The organism is Nocardioides phosphati (genome assembly GCF_014646375.1).
GTDB classification, from domain to species: Bacteria; Actinomycetota; Actinomycetes; order Propionibacteriales; family Nocardioidaceae; genus Nocardioides; species Nocardioides phosphati.
Genome location: NZ_BMNI01000001.1, coordinates 70357 through 85791 on the forward strand (window position 1 = coordinate 70357; position 15435 = coordinate 85791).

The window sequence follows — 15435 nt, forward strand, 5'->3', positions numbered from 1 at the left end:
TGGCTCACCTCCTGGAGAGCTCGAGGTAGAAGTTGCGCATCAGGCGCTCGGGGTCGGCGAGCTTGCGGTCGACCGCGATCCGCACGGCGCCGATGAGGAACCGCTCGGGGACGACGCCCGGGTCGGTCCCGCGGGCGAGCCGCTGGGCAGCCTCCTCGATCATCAGCTGGTGCCGGGGGCCGAAGGTGATCACCTGACGCAGCGACCGGTCACCGAGGGAGGGGAACCGGGTGAAGGCAACGGCCTCGACGACGGCGGGGATCGCATCCTTCGCCGTGCGGACGAGCGCCGGCGGCAGGTTGCTCCCGGCCGTCGACGGATAGAGGCGACGCCACGCCTTGTCGTACGTCGCCGCCGCCTCGGGGAAGCCCATGCGCCGCAGCAGCTCGGTGGAGATGAAGGTCCGCAGGTACGGCGTGGGGTGGACGCCGTGCGGGTTGAAGCCCATCGCCTGCTCGGGCGAGCGGCCGATGACGTCGAGCAGCGAGGCGACGAAGGCCTCGCCGCCGAGCAGGCATCCCATCACGTCGCCGAAGATCTCGCGGTTCCACTGACCGTAGATCGCAGCGACCCGCTGGTCGATGCCGGCAGCGCGGAAGGTGCGGAGGATCGAGCGTGGCACGGCCTCCTCGAGCCCGAGCTCGTTCTGGAGGTTGTGCGAGACCTCGTGCATGATCGCGCCCATCGTCCAGGGGTTGACCAGGCGGTGGTACGGCAGCTGGACGAGGGGGAACGGGTTGAGCTGGCGGCCCAGCTTCCGCAGCGGGATGTTCCGGCGGTACGTCGCCGGCGAGAAGCCGGTGCGCATGTAGGTGAACGGCGGCGGCGCCGGGATCGACCGGTTCGACCCGAGGTGCATGTAGACGTGCTGGTAGCAGTCGAGGGCGATCCGGTCGCAGGACAGCAGCCACTGGTTGTACGGCTCCTGGGTTCGCTGTCCGAAGACATCGAAGTAGAAGTCCCACACCCGCTCGGTCGCGCGAACCCAGTCGTGTGCCCGGCTCTTGCGTCGCAGCAGCTCGTGGAGCTGCCCGGTCGAGGCGGGGCCGTGCTCGACCTCCCGGGCGACCCGCTCGAGGTCGGAGACCGCGCCCTCGAGCGGTCGGCGCAGCTTGGCGAGGAGGGCGTTGACGGCCTGGATGTGGCCCTCCGAGGGGCGCGCGGCCGACGTACCGAACTCGTCGCGGGTGAAGTCCCGCAGTGCCACCAGGTGCCGGCGGACGTTGACGGCCTGGCCGCCGGCGAAGGCGGGGATGAGCGGGGCCGTCCGGCCCCCTGTCCCCGTCGTGGTGGGGGCAGGGGGGATGACGGCTCGCCGCTCAGTAGCGGCGCGCACCGCGCCCACCCCGCCGAGCGGCGGCGTTCATCCGGCGCGGGCGCGGCACCTGGCGGTAGCCGGCGGGGGCGCGGCGAGTCCGGCGCGGGCCGTACGCCGCGCGGCCGGCCTGCCAGCGACGACGACGGTGGTAGCGACGGTTGAAGACGTCGACGGCCTGGACCGCGCGTCGACGACCGCCACCGCGCAGCACCCGTCCGGTCATGTCGCCGAGGGTGCCGATGACGGTGGTGGCGTCGATCGGGCGGCCGTTCGCCGCCTGGTCGGCAAGGCTCTGCGCGGTGCGCTGGAGGACCACGGGGAGCGCCTTCACCAGCTGGCGCCCCTGCGGACTCCGCCGCATCCGGCGGGCGATCTGGCTCGCGCCGCGGACGAGGGCGGGCCCGTTGGCCTGGATCAGCTTCGCCGCCCGGGGGATCAGCTTCGCGGCGAGCGGGACCAGCGCCCCGATGAACGCCTCTGCCTCCGCCTCGCTCTCGGACTGCGCGGCCTTGGTCGCGAAGTGGGCCATCAGCTCGGCGTCGCGGTAGACGCGCCGTACCGGGTTGACGAAGCCCTCGGCCTCCTCCTCCATCTCGGCCTCGAACTCCGCCTCGAGCTCACCTTCGGCCTCGAGCTCCGCCTCGGCCTCCGCCTCGAACTCGAACTCGTACTCCGACTCGTCCTCGTACTCGCCCTCTCCGAGCAGCGACCCGGCGATCTTCGCGATGCCGCCGAGGAAGGCCTCGTCCTCGTACTCCTCCTCGTACTCGTCCTCGTACTCCTCCTCGCCCTCGCCGAGGAGCGAGCCGGCGATCTTGGCGAGGCCTCCGAAGAAGGCTTCGTCCTCGGCCTCGAACTCGTCTTCGTACTCGCCCTGGATGGCGGGGTAGCGCCCGTTGAGAGTGGTCATCTGCGTCTCCTTCGAAGTGGGAACCGGTGCGGTGCTGGGTGGCCGGTCAGCGCCGGCGGGCGGCGGAGCCGGAAGTGGTGCGGGCGGCGGGACGTCCGGTGGGCACGGAGCCGCGCGGCACCTTCACGTCGGTCACGACCTTGACCACGCGGGCCGGCTTGCCGCCGCGGGGCGGCACCCGAACGGGGGTGACCACCCGGACGAAGCCGGGACGCGGGCGCCCGACGGGGCCGCGCGGACCCACGACACGGGTGTGCTGGGGACGGCGGTGGACCGTCGGCGGGATGCGGCGCGGTCGCAGCGCACCCGTGCCGCTGTACCGGCGGCCGGGGCCGAAGCCACCGCGGTGGTGGTGGCGCACCCGGTGGCGACGCACGTGCGCCAGGCCGCGGGCGTGCCGACGGGAGACGGCGTTGGTCCACTGCGGGTTGGTGAGCACGCGGCGGGTGCTGCCGCCGAGGGCCGCGCCGATCTCGGTCGGCCCGACGGGCTGACCGGTGGCGATCCGGTGGGCGAGGTGGCGCGAGGTGGCGTTGACGATGCCGGGCACGAACCGCACGGCCTGACGCGTGCCGGGGTTGCGACGCAGGATCCGCGTGAGCACGCTGGCGCCCCGGAGCAGCTGCGGCAGGAGCTCCTCGAGCTCGCGCATCTGGCGCTGCGACAGCGTGACGGTGACAGCGGAGCCGATGAACGCCTCGGCCTCGGCCTCGGACTGGGCCGTCGCGGCGCGCGCGGCGAGGTACTCGCCCATCGCCACGGCCGGGCTCACCGGCGCCGTGGCCATCTCCTCGAGCTCGGCCTCCAGCTCTGCCTCGAGCTCGCCCTCTCCCTCGAGCTGGGAGGTGACCGCCTTGGCGAGCATGCCGGCAGCGGGACCGCCGACGGCGGTGGCGACGAGCGGTGCGGCGACCTTGGCGATCTTCTTGAGGAGACCGGAGTTGCGGCGTACGAAGCGGCCGATCTTGCCGAAGAAGTACTCCGCCTCGTCCTCGAGCTCGTACTCCTCCTCGCCCTCGCCGAGCAGGGATCCGGCGATCTTCGCCAGGCCGCCCAGGAAGGCCTCGTCCTCGTCCTCGTACTCGCCTTCGTATTCGTCCTCGTACTCGTCCTCGGCCTCGAACTCCGACTGGAGCCGGCCGCCGAGCTCGTCCTCGAACTCGCCCTCGAGCTCGTCCTCGGCCTCGTACTCCTCCTCGTACTCGTCCTCCGACTCGTATTCGTCCTCGTACTCGAGCTCGTACTCCTCCTCGCCCTCGCCGAGCAGGGATCCGGCGATCTTCGCCAGGCCGCCCAGGAAGGCCTCGTCCTCGAACTCGTCCTCGAGCTCGTACTCGAACTCGGATCGCGCCTGCGTCATGAGCGTTCCCTTTCAGCGACGGAATGTGCGCCTTCAGGAAACGCCCGCGGGACCGGGCCGAACAGTCGCAGGACACGGGTGACGCGGAGAGGGTCGACCGACCGCGGTGGCCCGGATGCAGGCCCCGGCCGGAGGTCGTCGGTTGGTGCTCACGCAGCCGTGCTGGCGCGACCGGGGTAGCTCATCCGTGCGACGCCGCCAGCGCGGGGAAATGCACCGTGGCCGCCGGGTTCCTCGTGATGAGGAACGGCGGCGGCCACGTGAGCCGGCCCCGGAGGCCGGCTTGAGCGCAGGAGGTCAGGCCTGGTCGTCGATGCCGAGGGCGTCCTTGGCCTTGTCAGCGATCATCTCGCCCTTGTCGCCGAGCTTGCCGCCGGTCTTCTCGTCGGCGAACTCGACCGCCTTGTCGATCGCCTCGCCGACCTGGTCACCGTGCTCGGAGAGCGCGTTCTCGGCCTGGCCCTTGATGTCGTCCATGAACCCCATGACTACCTGTCCTTGCAGTTCGCGGCGCCGCCCGAATGCGACGCCTCGGCGTTTGGAACACTAACCGCATGCCGGTCCACGCAACACCCGTCGTCGCGGTCGTCGGCCCCACGGCCGCCGGGAAGACCGCGCTCTCGCTCGACCTCGCCGAGCGGCTCGACGGCGAGGTCGTCAACACCGACGCGATGCAGGTCTACCGCGGCATGGACATCGGCACGGCCAAGCTCCCGCTCGCCGAACGACGCGGGATCCCGCACCACCTGATCGACCTGATGGAGATCGACGAGGTGGCCAGCGTGGCCGACTTCCAGCGGCTCGCACGACACGCCATCGACGACATCAGGAGCCGCGGTCGCGTGCCGATCCTGGTCGGGGGATCGGCGCTGTACACGCGCGCGGTGCTCGACCACTTCGAGTTCCCCGGCACCGACGCGGCGATCCGCGCGCGCCTGGAGGCCGAGCTCGAGGCCGTCGGGTCCGGCGTACTGCACGAGCGGCTGGCGGCCCTCGACCCGGCCGCGGCCGCCGGCATCCTCGCCTCGAACGGGCGCCGGATCGTCCGCGCGCTGGAGGTGATCGAGCTGACCGGCCAGCCGTTCAGCGCCACCCTCCCCACCCTCGAGTACGCCGTGCCCGGCGCGCTGCAGGTCGGCCTGCGGATCGACCGCCCCACCCTCCACGAGCGGATCGCGCTGCGTGTCGAGCTGATGTGGGAGCAGGGGCTGGTCGCCGAGGTGGAGGCGCTGATGGCGCGCGGCCTGGAGGCGACGAGGACGGCGATCAAGGCGATCGGCTACCCGGAGGCCGTCGCGTTCATCAAGGGTGAGCTCACCGAGGCGGAGTCGAAGGAGCGGATCGTCATCGCGACCCGCCGCTTCGCGCGGCGGCAGGAGCAGTGGACCTCGCGTGACCCACGCATCCACTGGTTCGACTGGGACGCCCCCGACCTCTGTGGGCGGGTGGTTGCCGCGCTCGAAGGATCCCCTCCGCCCGGCTGAGATCTTTCCGCTCGTCCCTCGCTCCAAGACTCACGTGCCGGGGGAGGCGACCTCCGATCCCGGCAACCACCCGCGCGGCAGGCGGGCCCCGGTCAGCCGGAGGGCAGCCCGGCCTTCCAGCCGGCGAAGCGCTCGTGGGCGCGGGGCCAGTCGAAGGCGAAGAGCGGGTCGGGGGTCTGCCAGGTCTCGCCGTAGTTGACGGCGAGGAGGGCGGGCGGGTCGGCGGGCAGGGGGACCTTCACGCCGCCGACCTCGCGGGTCGCGAGGGGGAGCAGTGCGTCGCCGGGCACCTCGCCGCGGCACCACGGCCAGACGTGGAGACGGTCGTCGGCGGAGATCCACGCCGGGAAGAGGTCGATCGTGGGGCCGTCGAGGTCGAACTCGGCACCGCGCTGGTGCTCCTGCTTGCGCAGCAGGTCGCCCAGCAGGGCGCGTACGCCGAGCCAGGCGGCCGCGGCCGCGGTGTCGGAGGACGCGTCGAGCAGGACGGCGATGTCGAGGTCGTCGTCGGTGGGCACGAAGCCGTCGTGGCGGACGATGCCCAGCAGCGTGCCGGAGACGACGAACCAGGTCAGGCCGCGGCGTTCGAGCTCTGCTCCGAGCTCGGCGAGGCGCTGCCACTGGTCGACCTCGAGGGTGTCGAGGCGCGGGTTGTAGCCGTGGATCGTGACGGTCTCGCCGGCCAGCAGCGCGTCGAGCCGCTCCTGGACGAGCGCGAAGGACGCCGGGTCGAGGAGCTCACGCACCTGCCGGAGTCGGGCCAGGACAGCGCGGTGCTCGCGGCGTGCGGCGACATCGGCCAGAAGCGCCTCCACCTCGTCGGCGACGAGCTCCTCCACGAGGGCGGGCTCAGCGGCCGGCGGGTCGATCTCCACGGGCAGAAGGCTAGACCGCCTGAGGGTTGGATCGCCTGTCGGTGTTGCGTGGCAGGTTGGAGGCATGGCGACGATCTACTACACCGGCTCCAGCCTCGACGGCTTTCTCGCGACCCCCGACCACGACCTGTCGTGGCTGACGTCGCGGGACATCGACCCCGAGGGGCCGATGCACTACGACGGGTTCGTGCGCGACGTGGGCGCGCTGGTCATGGGCGCCACGACCTACCAGTGGGTGCTCGATCACCTCGACGAGGAGCTGGGCGGGCAGTGGCCCTACGAGCAGCCGACGTGGGTGCTCACGCACCGCGACTTCGGCCGGCCGCCGGGCGACGTCACCTTCACGGACGCCCCCGTCGCCGATGTGCACCGGGCGGCCCGCGAGGCGGCGGGGGAGCGCAACGTCTGGCTGGTCGGTGGCGGCGATCTCGTGGGCCAGTTCTTCGACGCGCAGCTGCTCGACGAGGTCTGGGTCCAGTTCGCGCCCGTGACGCTCGGTGCCGGCGCCCCGCTGCTTCCCCGCAGGGTCGAGCTCGAGCTGCTCGAGGTGGCGCGCAACCGCGACTTCGTCTGCGCTCGCTATGCGGTCGCCACCGATGGCGGCGGCTGAGACCCGCTGGTGCGTGCATGGGACGATGAGGGGGTGAGCGGATACCGGTTCCTCAAGGGCCACGGCACGGAGAACGACTTCGTCCTGCTGCCCGACCATGACGGCACGATCCACGGTGCGCTCGCGCCCGAGCGCGTCGCCGCGCTGTGCGACCGCCGTGCCGGCATCGGTGCCGACGGGGTCGTCCGGGTGATCCGCACGGCCGCGCTGGCGGAGCACGACCCGAGCGTCGCCGGTCCGATCACGGGTGACGAGCCGCCCGAGTGGTTCATGGACTACCGCAACGGCGATGGGTCGGTCGCGGAGATGTGCGGCAACGCCACCCGCGTCTTCGCGCGTCACCTCCTCGACGAGGGCCTCGTCCCGGCCGACCAGCCGGTCCGCATCGCCACGCGCGCGGGGGTCAAGACCGTGACGCGCGACGGCGACACGTTCACCACCGACATGGGCACGCCGACCCTCGGTCCCAGCTCGACCGTCACCGTCGGCCACCAGGGCTGGCCCGCGACCAACGTCGACATGGGCAATCCCCACGCCGTGGCCTTCCTCGACGACCTCGCCGAAGCAGGCCGCCTCCTCGAGGAGCCGGGCTACGACCCTGCCGTCTACCCGCAGGGCGTCAACATCGAGTTCGTGACGCGGGTGGCCGAGCGCCACGTCGCGATGCGGGTCCACGAGCGGGGCGCGGGGGAGACCCGCTCCTGCGGCACGGGTGCCTGCGCGGTGCTCGTCGCGACCGCGATCGCCGACGGTGCTCGGTCGGGGGCACGACCCGCCAGCGAGCCGGTGACCTACCGCGTCGACGTGCCCGGTGGGGAGCTGACGCTGACCTGGACGCCGGACGACCACGTGCTCCTGGCCGGCCCCGCCGCGATCGTCGCCGAGGGCACCACCGACCTCTGATCCCGCGGCGCCGAGCGCCGCGCCCCGGGTGCACCCCCAGTTCGTCCCCGGCATCTGTCGGGAGGGCTGCGTGCGCTCCGGGCCAGCGGTCTCATGGGAGCGGTGCCGCCCGCCGGACGGCTCGATCCCAGGAGGGGTCATGCGTCGTTCCCTGCTCCGCATCCCGCTCGCCCTCACGGCCGCAGCAGGTCTGGTCAGCACCGCGCTGGTCGGCGGTACCGCCGACGCGGGTGCGCCGGACGGCGTCGCCGCGATCCGGGCGGCAACCGCACGGTTCCACGACCCGCAGGTCGCCATCGACGCCGGCTACATCCCGACCGATGTCTGCGTCGAGGCCCCCGGGCTCGGGGTCATGGGCCAGCACTGGATCAACCCGTCGCTCGTCGGCTCCATCGACCTCCGCCACCCGGCGATCCTCCTGTATCAGCCGGGCACGGACGGGCCGGAGCTCGTCGCCGTGGAGTACTTCCAGCCCGACGCCGACCAGGACCTCAGCACCGACGGTGACCGGCCGTCGCTGCTCGGCCACCCGTTCGACGGTCCGATGCTCGGCCACGAGCCGGGGATGCCGATCCACTACGACCTGCACGCGTGGGTCTGGCAGCACAATCCGGCCGGAACCTTCGCCCAGTTCAACCCGAGGGGGAGCTGCTGAGCCGATAAGGGTTCGTGCCCCGAGCCACCAGCGGCCTACGCTGGACGGCGTATGAGCAACGCACACGCCACCGGACCCGAGCCCGTCGACCTCAGCGGAGCCCTCGCTGCCACCGAAGGGTGGGGCGACGACTACGAGTCGGGGTACGCCGACGACGACGCCCCGGCGTACGACCCGGAGACCGACGGGTGGCTGCGCGAGGGTGACCCGGAGGAGACCGTCGGCGAGGTCGACCTCGCCGCGCGTCACGCGCTGCGCCGCGTGGCCGGGCTGCGCACCGAGCTCGAGGACATCACCGAGGTCGAGTACCGCCAGCTCCGGCTCGAGCGGGTCATGCTCGTCGGGGTCTGGACCGAGGGCACCGAGCAGGACGCCGAGAACGCGATGGCCGAGCTCGCGCTGCTCGCCGAGACCGCCGGCGCCGAGGTGCTCGACGCGATCTACCAGCGGCGGCAGAAGCCCGACCCGGCGACGTACATCGGCCGCGGCAAGGTCGACGCGGTGCGCGAGATGGTCGAGGCCAACGGCGCCGACACCGTGATCATGGACGGTGAGCTCGCCCCGTCGCAGCTGCGCAACCTCGAGGACAAGATCAAGGTCAAGGTCGTCGACCGCACCGCGCTGATCCTCGACATCTTCGCCCAGCACGCGAAGTCGAAGGAGGGCCAGGCGCAGGTCGAGCTGGCCCAGCTGCAGTACATGAAGCAGCGCCTCCGTGGCTGGGGTGGCAACCTCTCGCGCCAGGCCGGTGGCCGGGTCGCGGGCGGTGAGGGCATCGGTGGCCGCGGCCCCGGTGAGACCAAGATCGAGTCCGACCGCCGCCGGATCAACGACAAGATCGCCAAGCTCCGCCGCGAGCTCAAGGAGATGAAGGGGACCCGCGAGACCAAGCGGGCCAACCGCAAGCGCCACGCGGTGCCCTCGGTCGTCATCGCGGGCTACACCAACGCCGGCAAGTCCTCGCTGCTCAACAAGCTCACCGACGCGGGCGTCCTCGTCGAGAACGCACTGTTCGCGACGCTCGACCCCACCACCCGGCGTACGACGACGGCCGACGGCCGCGAGTACACGATGTCCGACACCGTCGGCTTCGTCCGCCACCTGCCGCACCAGCTGGTCGAGGCGTTCCGCTCGACGCTGGAGGAGGTCGCCGACGCGGACCTGATCCTGCACGTCGTCGACGGCTCGCACCCCGACCCCGAGGGCCAGATCGCCTCCGTGCGGGAGGTCTTCGCCGAGATCGAGGCGACGGGCGTGCCCGAGCTGATCGTCATCAACAAGGCCGACGCTGCAGACCCGCTGGTGATCGACCGGCTGCTGCGCCGCGAGCCGCACTCCGTTGTCGTCTCCGCGAAGACCGGCCAGGGCATCAGGGAGGCGCTGGCGCAGGTCGAGTCCGAGCTGCCGCGGCCCGGCGTGGAGTTCTCTGTGCTGCTGCCGTACTCCCGCGGTGACCTGGTCGACCGGATCCACCGTGCCGGTGAGATCGCCACGCTCGAGCACACCGCCGACGGCACGCTCGTCACCGGGCGCGCCAACGAGGACCTCGCCGGCGAGCTCGCGGCCTACGCCGTCTGACTTTTCCCGTTCTCCTGCGGGGAAGTGCCCGCTGACCCCACCATGTGCGCGTGGGACTCGTGGGGGCGCTGGGCGTTGGCCGGCAGCGACGTGTGATCGTCGCGCTCGGCGTGCTCCTCCTCGTGGTGGTCGGCGTCCTCGTCGTGACCGGTGCGGCCTGGTCGAGCGGCCGTCTGGAACGCCGCTGCGACCTCCTCGCCGAGGCCCGCATCGCGCGCGCGGACATCGTCACCGGCAGCGGCGACCGCGTGCTCGTCATCGGCGACTCCTGGTCGGCCGGGCGCGGGCTCGCGCACCCCGGCGACTCCTGGCCCTCGCAGCTGGCCGGGCGCGTGCACGTCGACGGCTTCACCGGCTCGGGCTTCTCCGAGCACGCCTCGCCCTGCGCCGGACGGTCGTACGCCGACCGGGTCGACCAGGCCCTCCAGCGCACCGGTGCCCGCCCCGACCTGGTCGTCCTCGAGGGCGGCCTCAACGAGACCGACCGGTCCGCCGACGCGATCCGCTCCGGTGTACGCCGGGTGCTGGAGCGCCTCGAGGACCGCGGCATCCCGGCCCGCGACATCGTGATCGTCGGCCCCGTCGCGGCACCGCGCCGCGCCGCCGGCGTACCGCGGGTGGACGGGATCCTCGCGGACGAGGCGGCGCGCGCCGACGTGCTCTACCTGTCGATGGTCAACCTGCGGCTGCCCTACCTCGACGACCGGCTCCACCCGACCGTCGAGGGACACAGGGAGTTCGGCCAGGCGGTCGCCGCCCTGCTCTAGGCGGTTCGCGGCCTGTGCAGGAAGCCGTTTCCCTGGCGGTCGGCGTGGCTATGCTCGCGGGCATGCGGGGGAAGCAGTGGGGCGATGGCGGAGTCTTCGGACTGACGGTGGCGGCACTCCTCGTGGCGCTCGGCCTCTTGGTCTGGCCTCTCCTCGGTGCCCTGTCCGCCGACGAGGACAGCGGCAATGATCCGGCGAAGGTCACCGACTACCGGGCCGAGACCACGGTGAGTAGCTCCGGGAAGCTGCACACCACCGAGATGATCACGGCCGAGCTGCCTGCGGGACGCCACGGCATCTTCCGCTACTGGGACGTGGCGGATGGCGTCGACCCGCACGGGCGCGCGATGCCGCGCAACGTCAAGATCGAGCAGGACGGCAAGCCTGCTGAGGTCGCATGGCTGTGGAAGCAGGCGCGCCAGTTCCGCGTGGCGCGGATCGGGGACGCGGGGACGATCCTTGATCCGGGCACGCACGTATGGAAGATCGACTACGACGTCGATGGCGTCCTCGCCAAGCCGGGCTCGCGTTACCGCGGTGGCTCCTGGGCGAGCGATGAGGGCAGCGAGTTCGTCTGGGATGTCGTGCCCTGGTCGGAAATGCAAGTGGACCGCGCCCAGGTGACGGTGCACCTCCCGTCCGACCCCACGTCCGAGCCCCAGTGCGCCCGCAGCAGCGGCCACTGCGCCGTCGCGGTCGACGGATCCACCGTGACGGTGACCGCCAGTGACATCGCCGTCCATGAACCCGTGAGCCTGGCGGCCCGACTCGATGGCGATCCCCACCCTGGGGTCCTGCTGCCATGGCCTGCCTGGCTCGATGCCGCTCTCGGACGCAGCGTCCCGGTTGCGCTCGGCCTGGCACTCCTCGCCGTGCTTGCCTTCGCGGTGGGCCGGTTGCTGGAGCGTCGCACACGAGAGCGCGCGCCCGGTTTCCCGGTGCTCTTCGAGCCGCCGGCCGGCATCGGGCCGGTGCAGGCGGCGTACATCGTGCGTGAGCAGCTCCCCAAGAACGCCGTGTCCTCGACGGTGCTCTACCTGGCCGAGCGGGGTTTCGTGAAGCTGGACCACCAGGGCCAGAACCGGTGGTCCGTGACCGGCCTCAAGACCGCCGCGGACTGGCAGGAGCTCGACGAGCTCTCGCAGCACGTTGGGCGCTCGCTCGGGGTCAACACCGAGAGCGGATCCTTCATCGTCGACGGCTCCGTCCATGCCGGCGAGAGGCTCTCCAAGCTGTCGACCTCGCTGCCCGAGCACGCGCGCGACTGGGCGATCGGCCAGGGGCTGCTCGTGAAGAGCCCGATGGTCCCCGGCGGCCGCGTCGCCCTCGTCGTCGCCGCTGCCCTGGCTCTCCTCTGCGCGTGGCAGCAGCCGTTCGGCGTCGGCCTGATCGCACTCGTTCCCGGCCTCTTCGTCGTAGGTGGCATCGGCCTGGTCCAGGTCGCCGCCACCACCCATCGCACGGCCACAGGTCGTGACCTCTGGTCCCGCGCAGGTGGCTTCCGGCGGATGCTGGCCACCGACAGCGCCGAGGCCCGGTTCGACTTCGCCGCACGCAAGGACCTCTACACCGCCTACATCCCGTACGCCGTCGCGTTCGGATGCGCCGACGCGTGGGCGCGCAAGTACACCGCCACCGTGGGGGAGCCGGCCCCGGTCCCGCTCTGGTACGCCGGAGGGATGGTCAACTCGGGCTACGGCGGTGGCTACGGCACCTTGTCGTTCGACAGTTTCGACGCAGCGCTCGGCTCCTCGATCAGCGCGTACTCCGCGACGCAGCGCTCCTCCTCGTCGGGAGCCGGCGGAGGCGGTGGCTTCTCGTTCTCCGGTGGCGGCGGAGGCGGTGGAGGCGGGATGGGCTCCTGGTGAGCCGCCTGCCGACGCAGCTGGCTCACTGGTAGAACAGACGCACATCCATCTCAGGGGGACCTCATGATCTTCGCCATCATCGCGATCGTCGTCGTGCTGGCGCTCGTCGCCTTCTTCGTCGTCGGCTTCAACAAGCTCCGCACGCAGAACGTCGCGGTCGACGAGGCGCTCGGCGGCATCGACGTCCAGCTCACCCGACGGGCCGACCTGATCCCCAACCTGGTCAACACGGTGAAGGGCTACGCCCAGCACGAGGCCGGGGTGCTCGAGGCCGTGACGGCTGCGCGTGCCGGGCTGCAGCAGGCCGCGCAGGGCGGCTCGGTCGCTGACAAGGCGGCCGCCGAGGGCGTGCTCAACCAGGCGCTCGGCCGGCTCTTCGCCGTCGCCGAGGCGTACCCCGACCTCAAGGCGTCGGCCAACTTCCAGCAGCTGCAGGCCGAGCTGAGCGACACCGAGAACAAGCTGGCCTTCTCCCGGCAGTACTACAACGACGCCGCGGCCACGCTCAACAAGTCGGTGCAGACGATCCCGTGGATGTTCTTCGCCGGCGTCGCGGGCGTCTCCAAGCGCGACTTCTACGAGGCGCCGCAGGGCCAGGAGGCACCGCCGACCGTCAGCTTCTGAGGCGGTCTGCGCTGTCCCTCGAACAGCATTCCGGGGCGCGCCGGACACCCGCGTCCACCCCTCCAGACGGGCTATTGCGCGACGACGCCCCGTGCGTTTCAGTCGGACACGTCGAGCGGGGCTTGGGAGATCCCCGTGAGGCGTGAGGCGGGCCGGAGGGGCCTGCCCCGAGGGAGGGAAACCCATGTCTGTTCTCAGGCGACATGTCTCTGCCGTCAGCGTCGTCACGCTGGCTGCGGCAAGCACCGCGCTCCAGATCGTCTCGGCCACCGGCGCATCCGCTGCGCCGGCGTCAGCCGGGTGCCAGGACCGGCTCATCGAGCACGCCCAGCGCGCCTCGGTGGTCGCTGAGCGCAACCCGTCGGCGTTCCGGAAGGCCGCGGCAGCCAACCGCGTGAGCGCGGCAGGGCTGCGCCGCCAGGCGGACGACCGGGCCCTGTGGCTCGACCCCTGTGGCCTCCGCTTCTACGTCGAGGAGAAGGCGCCGACCGCGGCCCAGGCGAGCCTGGCTTCGTCGACGGCCGTGCGGCCGTTGTCGGAGACGTTCCTGCTCGAGTCACGCCCGGGCTCGAACCGCACGATCTACCTCGACTTCACCGGCGACACCGTCAACGGCACGGCCTGGAACCAGTCATACGGCGCTGACATCGTCGCGCAGCCCTACTCGATCGACACGACCGTCGACACGAACTTCTCCGACGCCGAGCTGACCGAGATCCAGCGGACCTGGCAGACGGTCGCGGAGGACTACGCGCCGTTCGACGTCAACGTCACCACGAAGGACCCCGGCGCGGCGGCGATCGACCGCACCGACTCCACCGACCAGGTCTTCGGCACCCGTGCGCTGATCACCAACGGCGGCACCGTCTACGACAAGTGCGGCTGCGGTGGCGTGGCCTACGTCAACGTCTTCACCAGCAGCGGCTCCAACCACGGCTACTACCAGCCGGCCTGGGTCTTCTCGAACGGCACCGGCAAGAACGGCAAGAGCGTCGGCGAGGCGACCGCGCACGAGGTCGGCCACAACTTCGGCCTGAGCCACGACGGCACCTCGACGCAGGGCTACTACTCCGGGGTGGCTCCCTGGGCACCGATCATGGGCGCGTCGTACTACCAGCCGGTGACGCAGTGGTCGCTCGGTGAGTACCCCGACGCGAACCAGCACCAGGACGACCTGGCGATCATCGCGACCGGCGCGCCGCTGCGGGCCGACGACCACGGCAACTCCGCCGCCACGGCGACCGTGCTCGGCGCGGACGCCCCGGCCAACGGCGTCATCTCGACCCGCCAGGACGTCGACGCCTTCGGGTTCACCGGGTCGGGGAGCACCACGGTCAGCGTGACGCCGGCTGACGGCGTACCTGATCTCGACGTGCAGCTGAGCATCCTCGACGCGTCGGGCGCGACCGTCGCGACGGTCAACCCCGCGGTCACGCGGGTCTCGTCCGGGCAGTCCACCGGCCTGGACGCGACGTGGACCGGCACGCTGCCGGCCGGCGGCGCGACGTACACCGCCGTCGTCGACGGTGTCGGCTCGGGCGACCCGGCCGTCGCCGGGCAGTACAGCGACTACGCCTCGCTCGGCAACTACCAGATCCGGATGACCACGACGACGGCGCCGCAGCCGAACACGGTGACGGTCACCAATCCGGGCGCGCAGAGCGCGACCGTCGGTGCACCCGCATCGTTGCAGGTCCAGGGCGCCGACTCCGCGTCGGGAGAGACGCTGACCTGGAGCGCGACGGGCCTGCCGGCCGGACTCACCATCAACGCCGGCACCGGCCTGATCTCCGGTACGCCGACGGCGTCGGGCAGCTTCTCGTCGACGGTCACCGCGAAGGACAGCACCGGGGCCACCGGCGCCGCGACGTTCTCCTGGGCCGTCGCCCCTGCCCCGACCGCGTGCACCGGCCAGAAGCTCGGCAACCCCGGCTTCGAAACCGGAACGGCGGCCCCGTGGACGGTCAGCGACGCCTCGATCATCAACAACAACACCGCCAAGCCGGCCCGCACGGGCACGTGGGACGCATGGTTGGGCGGCTACGGCAGCGCCGTGACGGACACGCTGAAGCAGACGGTCAGCGTCCCGGCCGGATGCAAGGCGACGTTCACGTTCTGGCTGGCGATCGACAGTGCAGAGGGAACCCGCCGCGCCTACGACACCCTGACGGTCAAGGCGGGTTCGACCACCCTCGCGACCTACTCGAACCGCAACAAGGGCGGGGGCTACCAGCAGCGCACGGTCGACCTCTCCGGCTTCGCCGGGCAGACGGTGACGCTGTCGTTCACCTCGATCGAGGACAGCTCGCGGCAGACGTCGTTCGTCGTCGACGACACCGCGGTGACGCTCTCCTGAGCCGAGCCTGATCCACCCTCGACGTGTGCCGGCCCGGGCCTCCGGGCCGGCACACGTCGCGCCACGTTCGCCTGCTCCCGCCTGTGGACCCCGGACGGCGCCGCTGTCAGAGGAGGGCCGTAGAGTT

14 protein-coding genes are annotated in these 15435 nt (G+C 71.7%); 9 read left to right on the plus strand and 5 right to left on the minus strand.

Going from position 1 to position 15435, the window contains the following annotated elements:
- Nucleotides 1-4 precede the first annotated feature (4 nt).
- The 4 genes from IEX47_RS00375 to IEX47_RS00390 form a co-directional block, all read right to left on the minus strand.
- Nucleotides 5-1207, minus strand: coding sequence for a hypothetical protein (locus IEX47_RS00375; protein ID WP_229662509.1), 1203 nt, complete (start codon nt 1205-1207; stop codon nt 5-7).
- Between the two features lie 112 nt (nt 1208-1319).
- Nucleotides 1320-2228 (minus strand): hypothetical protein, encoded by a 909-nt coding sequence (locus tag IEX47_RS00380; protein WP_188781818.1) that lies wholly within the window; start codon nt 2226-2228, stop codon nt 1320-1322.
- A gap of 46 nt (nt 2229-2274) precedes the next feature.
- Nucleotides 2275-3588: a hypothetical protein gene (locus IEX47_RS00385; RefSeq protein ID WP_188781820.1), complete on the minus strand. Its 1314-nt coding sequence runs from the start codon at nt 3586-3588 to the stop codon at nt 2275-2277.
- 297 nt (nt 3589-3885) lie between these two features.
- On the minus strand, nt 3886-4074 hold the full coding sequence (locus tag IEX47_RS00390) for an antitoxin (protein ID WP_188781821.1): 189 nt from the start codon (nt 4072-4074) through the stop codon (nt 3886-3888).
- Between the two features lie 68 nt (nt 4075-4142).
- Between IEX47_RS00390 and miaA the strand changes: the two genes are divergently transcribed.
- Complete coding sequence (miaA, locus tag IEX47_RS00395; RefSeq protein ID WP_188781823.1) at nt 4143-5072, plus strand: tRNA (adenosine(37)-N6)-dimethylallyltransferase MiaA; 930 nt, start codon at nt 4143-4145, stop codon at nt 5070-5072.
- Nucleotides 5073-5164: 92 nt separating this feature from the next.
- On the opposite strand, the gene IEX47_RS00400 is transcribed toward miaA, so the two are convergent.
- A complete protein-coding gene (locus IEX47_RS00400) occupies nt 5165-5947 on the minus strand; it encodes a LicD family protein (protein WP_188781825.1) in 783 nt (260 codons plus the stop codon).
- Nucleotides 5948-6011: 64 nt separating this feature from the next.
- Here IEX47_RS00400 and IEX47_RS00405 point away from each other — a divergent pair, with 64 nt between their 5' ends.
- The 8 genes from IEX47_RS00405 (at nt 6012) to IEX47_RS00440 (ending at nt 15308) form a co-directional block, all read left to right on the plus strand.
- Nucleotides 6012-6557 carry a dihydrofolate reductase family protein gene (locus IEX47_RS00405; protein WP_188781827.1) on the plus strand — a complete coding sequence of 182 codons (546 nt, stop codon included), beginning with the start codon at nt 6012-6014 and terminating at the stop codon, nt 6555-6557.
- Nucleotides 6558-6590: 33 nt separating this feature from the next.
- On the plus strand, nt 6591-7460 hold the full coding sequence (gene dapF / locus IEX47_RS00410) for a diaminopimelate epimerase (protein ID WP_188781829.1): 870 nt from the start codon (nt 6591-6593) through the stop codon (nt 7458-7460).
- 139 nt (nt 7461-7599) lie between these two features.
- Nucleotides 7600-8115 carry a hypothetical protein gene (locus tag IEX47_RS00415; RefSeq protein WP_188781831.1) on the plus strand — a complete coding sequence of 172 codons (516 nt, stop codon included), beginning with the start codon at nt 7600-7602 and terminating at the stop codon, nt 8113-8115.
- Between the two features lie 51 nt (nt 8116-8166).
- Complete coding sequence (gene hflX / locus IEX47_RS00420; RefSeq protein WP_188781833.1) at nt 8167-9693, plus strand: GTPase HflX; 1527 nt, start codon at nt 8167-8169, stop codon at nt 9691-9693.
- A gap of 50 nt (nt 9694-9743) precedes the next feature.
- Entirely contained in the window at nt 9744-10460 is a 717-nt protein-coding gene (locus tag IEX47_RS00425) for an SGNH/GDSL hydrolase family protein (protein ID WP_188781834.1), read from the plus strand.
- A 62-nt stretch (nt 10461-10522) separates the two neighbouring features.
- Nucleotides 10523-12328: a DUF2207 family protein gene (locus IEX47_RS00430; RefSeq protein ID WP_188781836.1), complete on the plus strand. Its 1806-nt coding sequence runs from the start codon at nt 10523-10525 to the stop codon at nt 12326-12328.
- Between the two features lie 63 nt (nt 12329-12391).
- Nucleotides 12392-12952, plus strand: coding sequence for a LemA family protein (locus tag IEX47_RS00435; protein ID WP_188781838.1), 561 nt, complete (start codon nt 12392-12394; stop codon nt 12950-12952).
- A gap of 184 nt (nt 12953-13136) precedes the next feature.
- Nucleotides 13137-15308, plus strand: a complete 2172-nt coding sequence (locus tag IEX47_RS00440; RefSeq protein ID WP_188781841.1) for a putative Ig domain-containing protein — start codon at nt 13137-13139, stop codon at nt 15306-15308.
- Nucleotides 15309-15435: the final 127 nt, after the last annotated feature.

Bases quoted from the DNA above. Each gene is read 5' to 3' on its own strand.
- IEX47_RS00385 (WP_188781820.1), bottom strand. From the start codon at position 3,588: ATGACGCAGGCGCGATCCGAGTTCGAGTACGAGCTCGAGGACGAGTTC.
- IEX47_RS00435 (WP_188781838.1), top strand. From the start codon at position 12,392: ATGATCTTCGCCATCATCGCGATCGTCGTCGTGCTGGCGCTCGTCGCC.
- IEX47_RS00390 (WP_188781821.1), bottom strand. From the start codon at position 4,074: ATGGGGTTCATGGACGACATCAAGGGCCAGGCCGAGAACGCGCTCTCC.
- hflX (WP_188781833.1), top strand. From the start codon at position 8,167: ATGAGCAACGCACACGCCACCGGACCCGAGCCCGTCGACCTCAGCGGA.
- miaA (WP_188781823.1), top strand. From the start codon at position 4,143: ATGCCGGTCCACGCAACACCCGTCGTCGCGGTCGTCGGCCCCACGGCC.
- IEX47_RS00415 (WP_188781831.1), top strand. From the start codon at position 7,600: ATGCGTCGTTCCCTGCTCCGCATCCCGCTCGCCCTCACGGCCGCAGCA.
- IEX47_RS00380 (WP_188781818.1), bottom strand. From the start codon at position 2,228: ATGACCACTCTCAACGGGCGCTACCCCGCCATCCAGGGCGAGTACGAA.
- IEX47_RS00405 (WP_188781827.1), top strand. From the start codon at position 6,012: ATGGCGACGATCTACTACACCGGCTCCAGCCTCGACGGCTTTCTCGCG.
- IEX47_RS00440 (WP_188781841.1), top strand. From the start codon at position 13,137: ATGTCTGTTCTCAGGCGACATGTCTCTGCCGTCAGCGTCGTCACGCTG.
- IEX47_RS00430 (WP_188781836.1), top strand. From the start codon at position 10,523: ATGCGGGGGAAGCAGTGGGGCGATGGCGGAGTCTTCGGACTGACGGTG.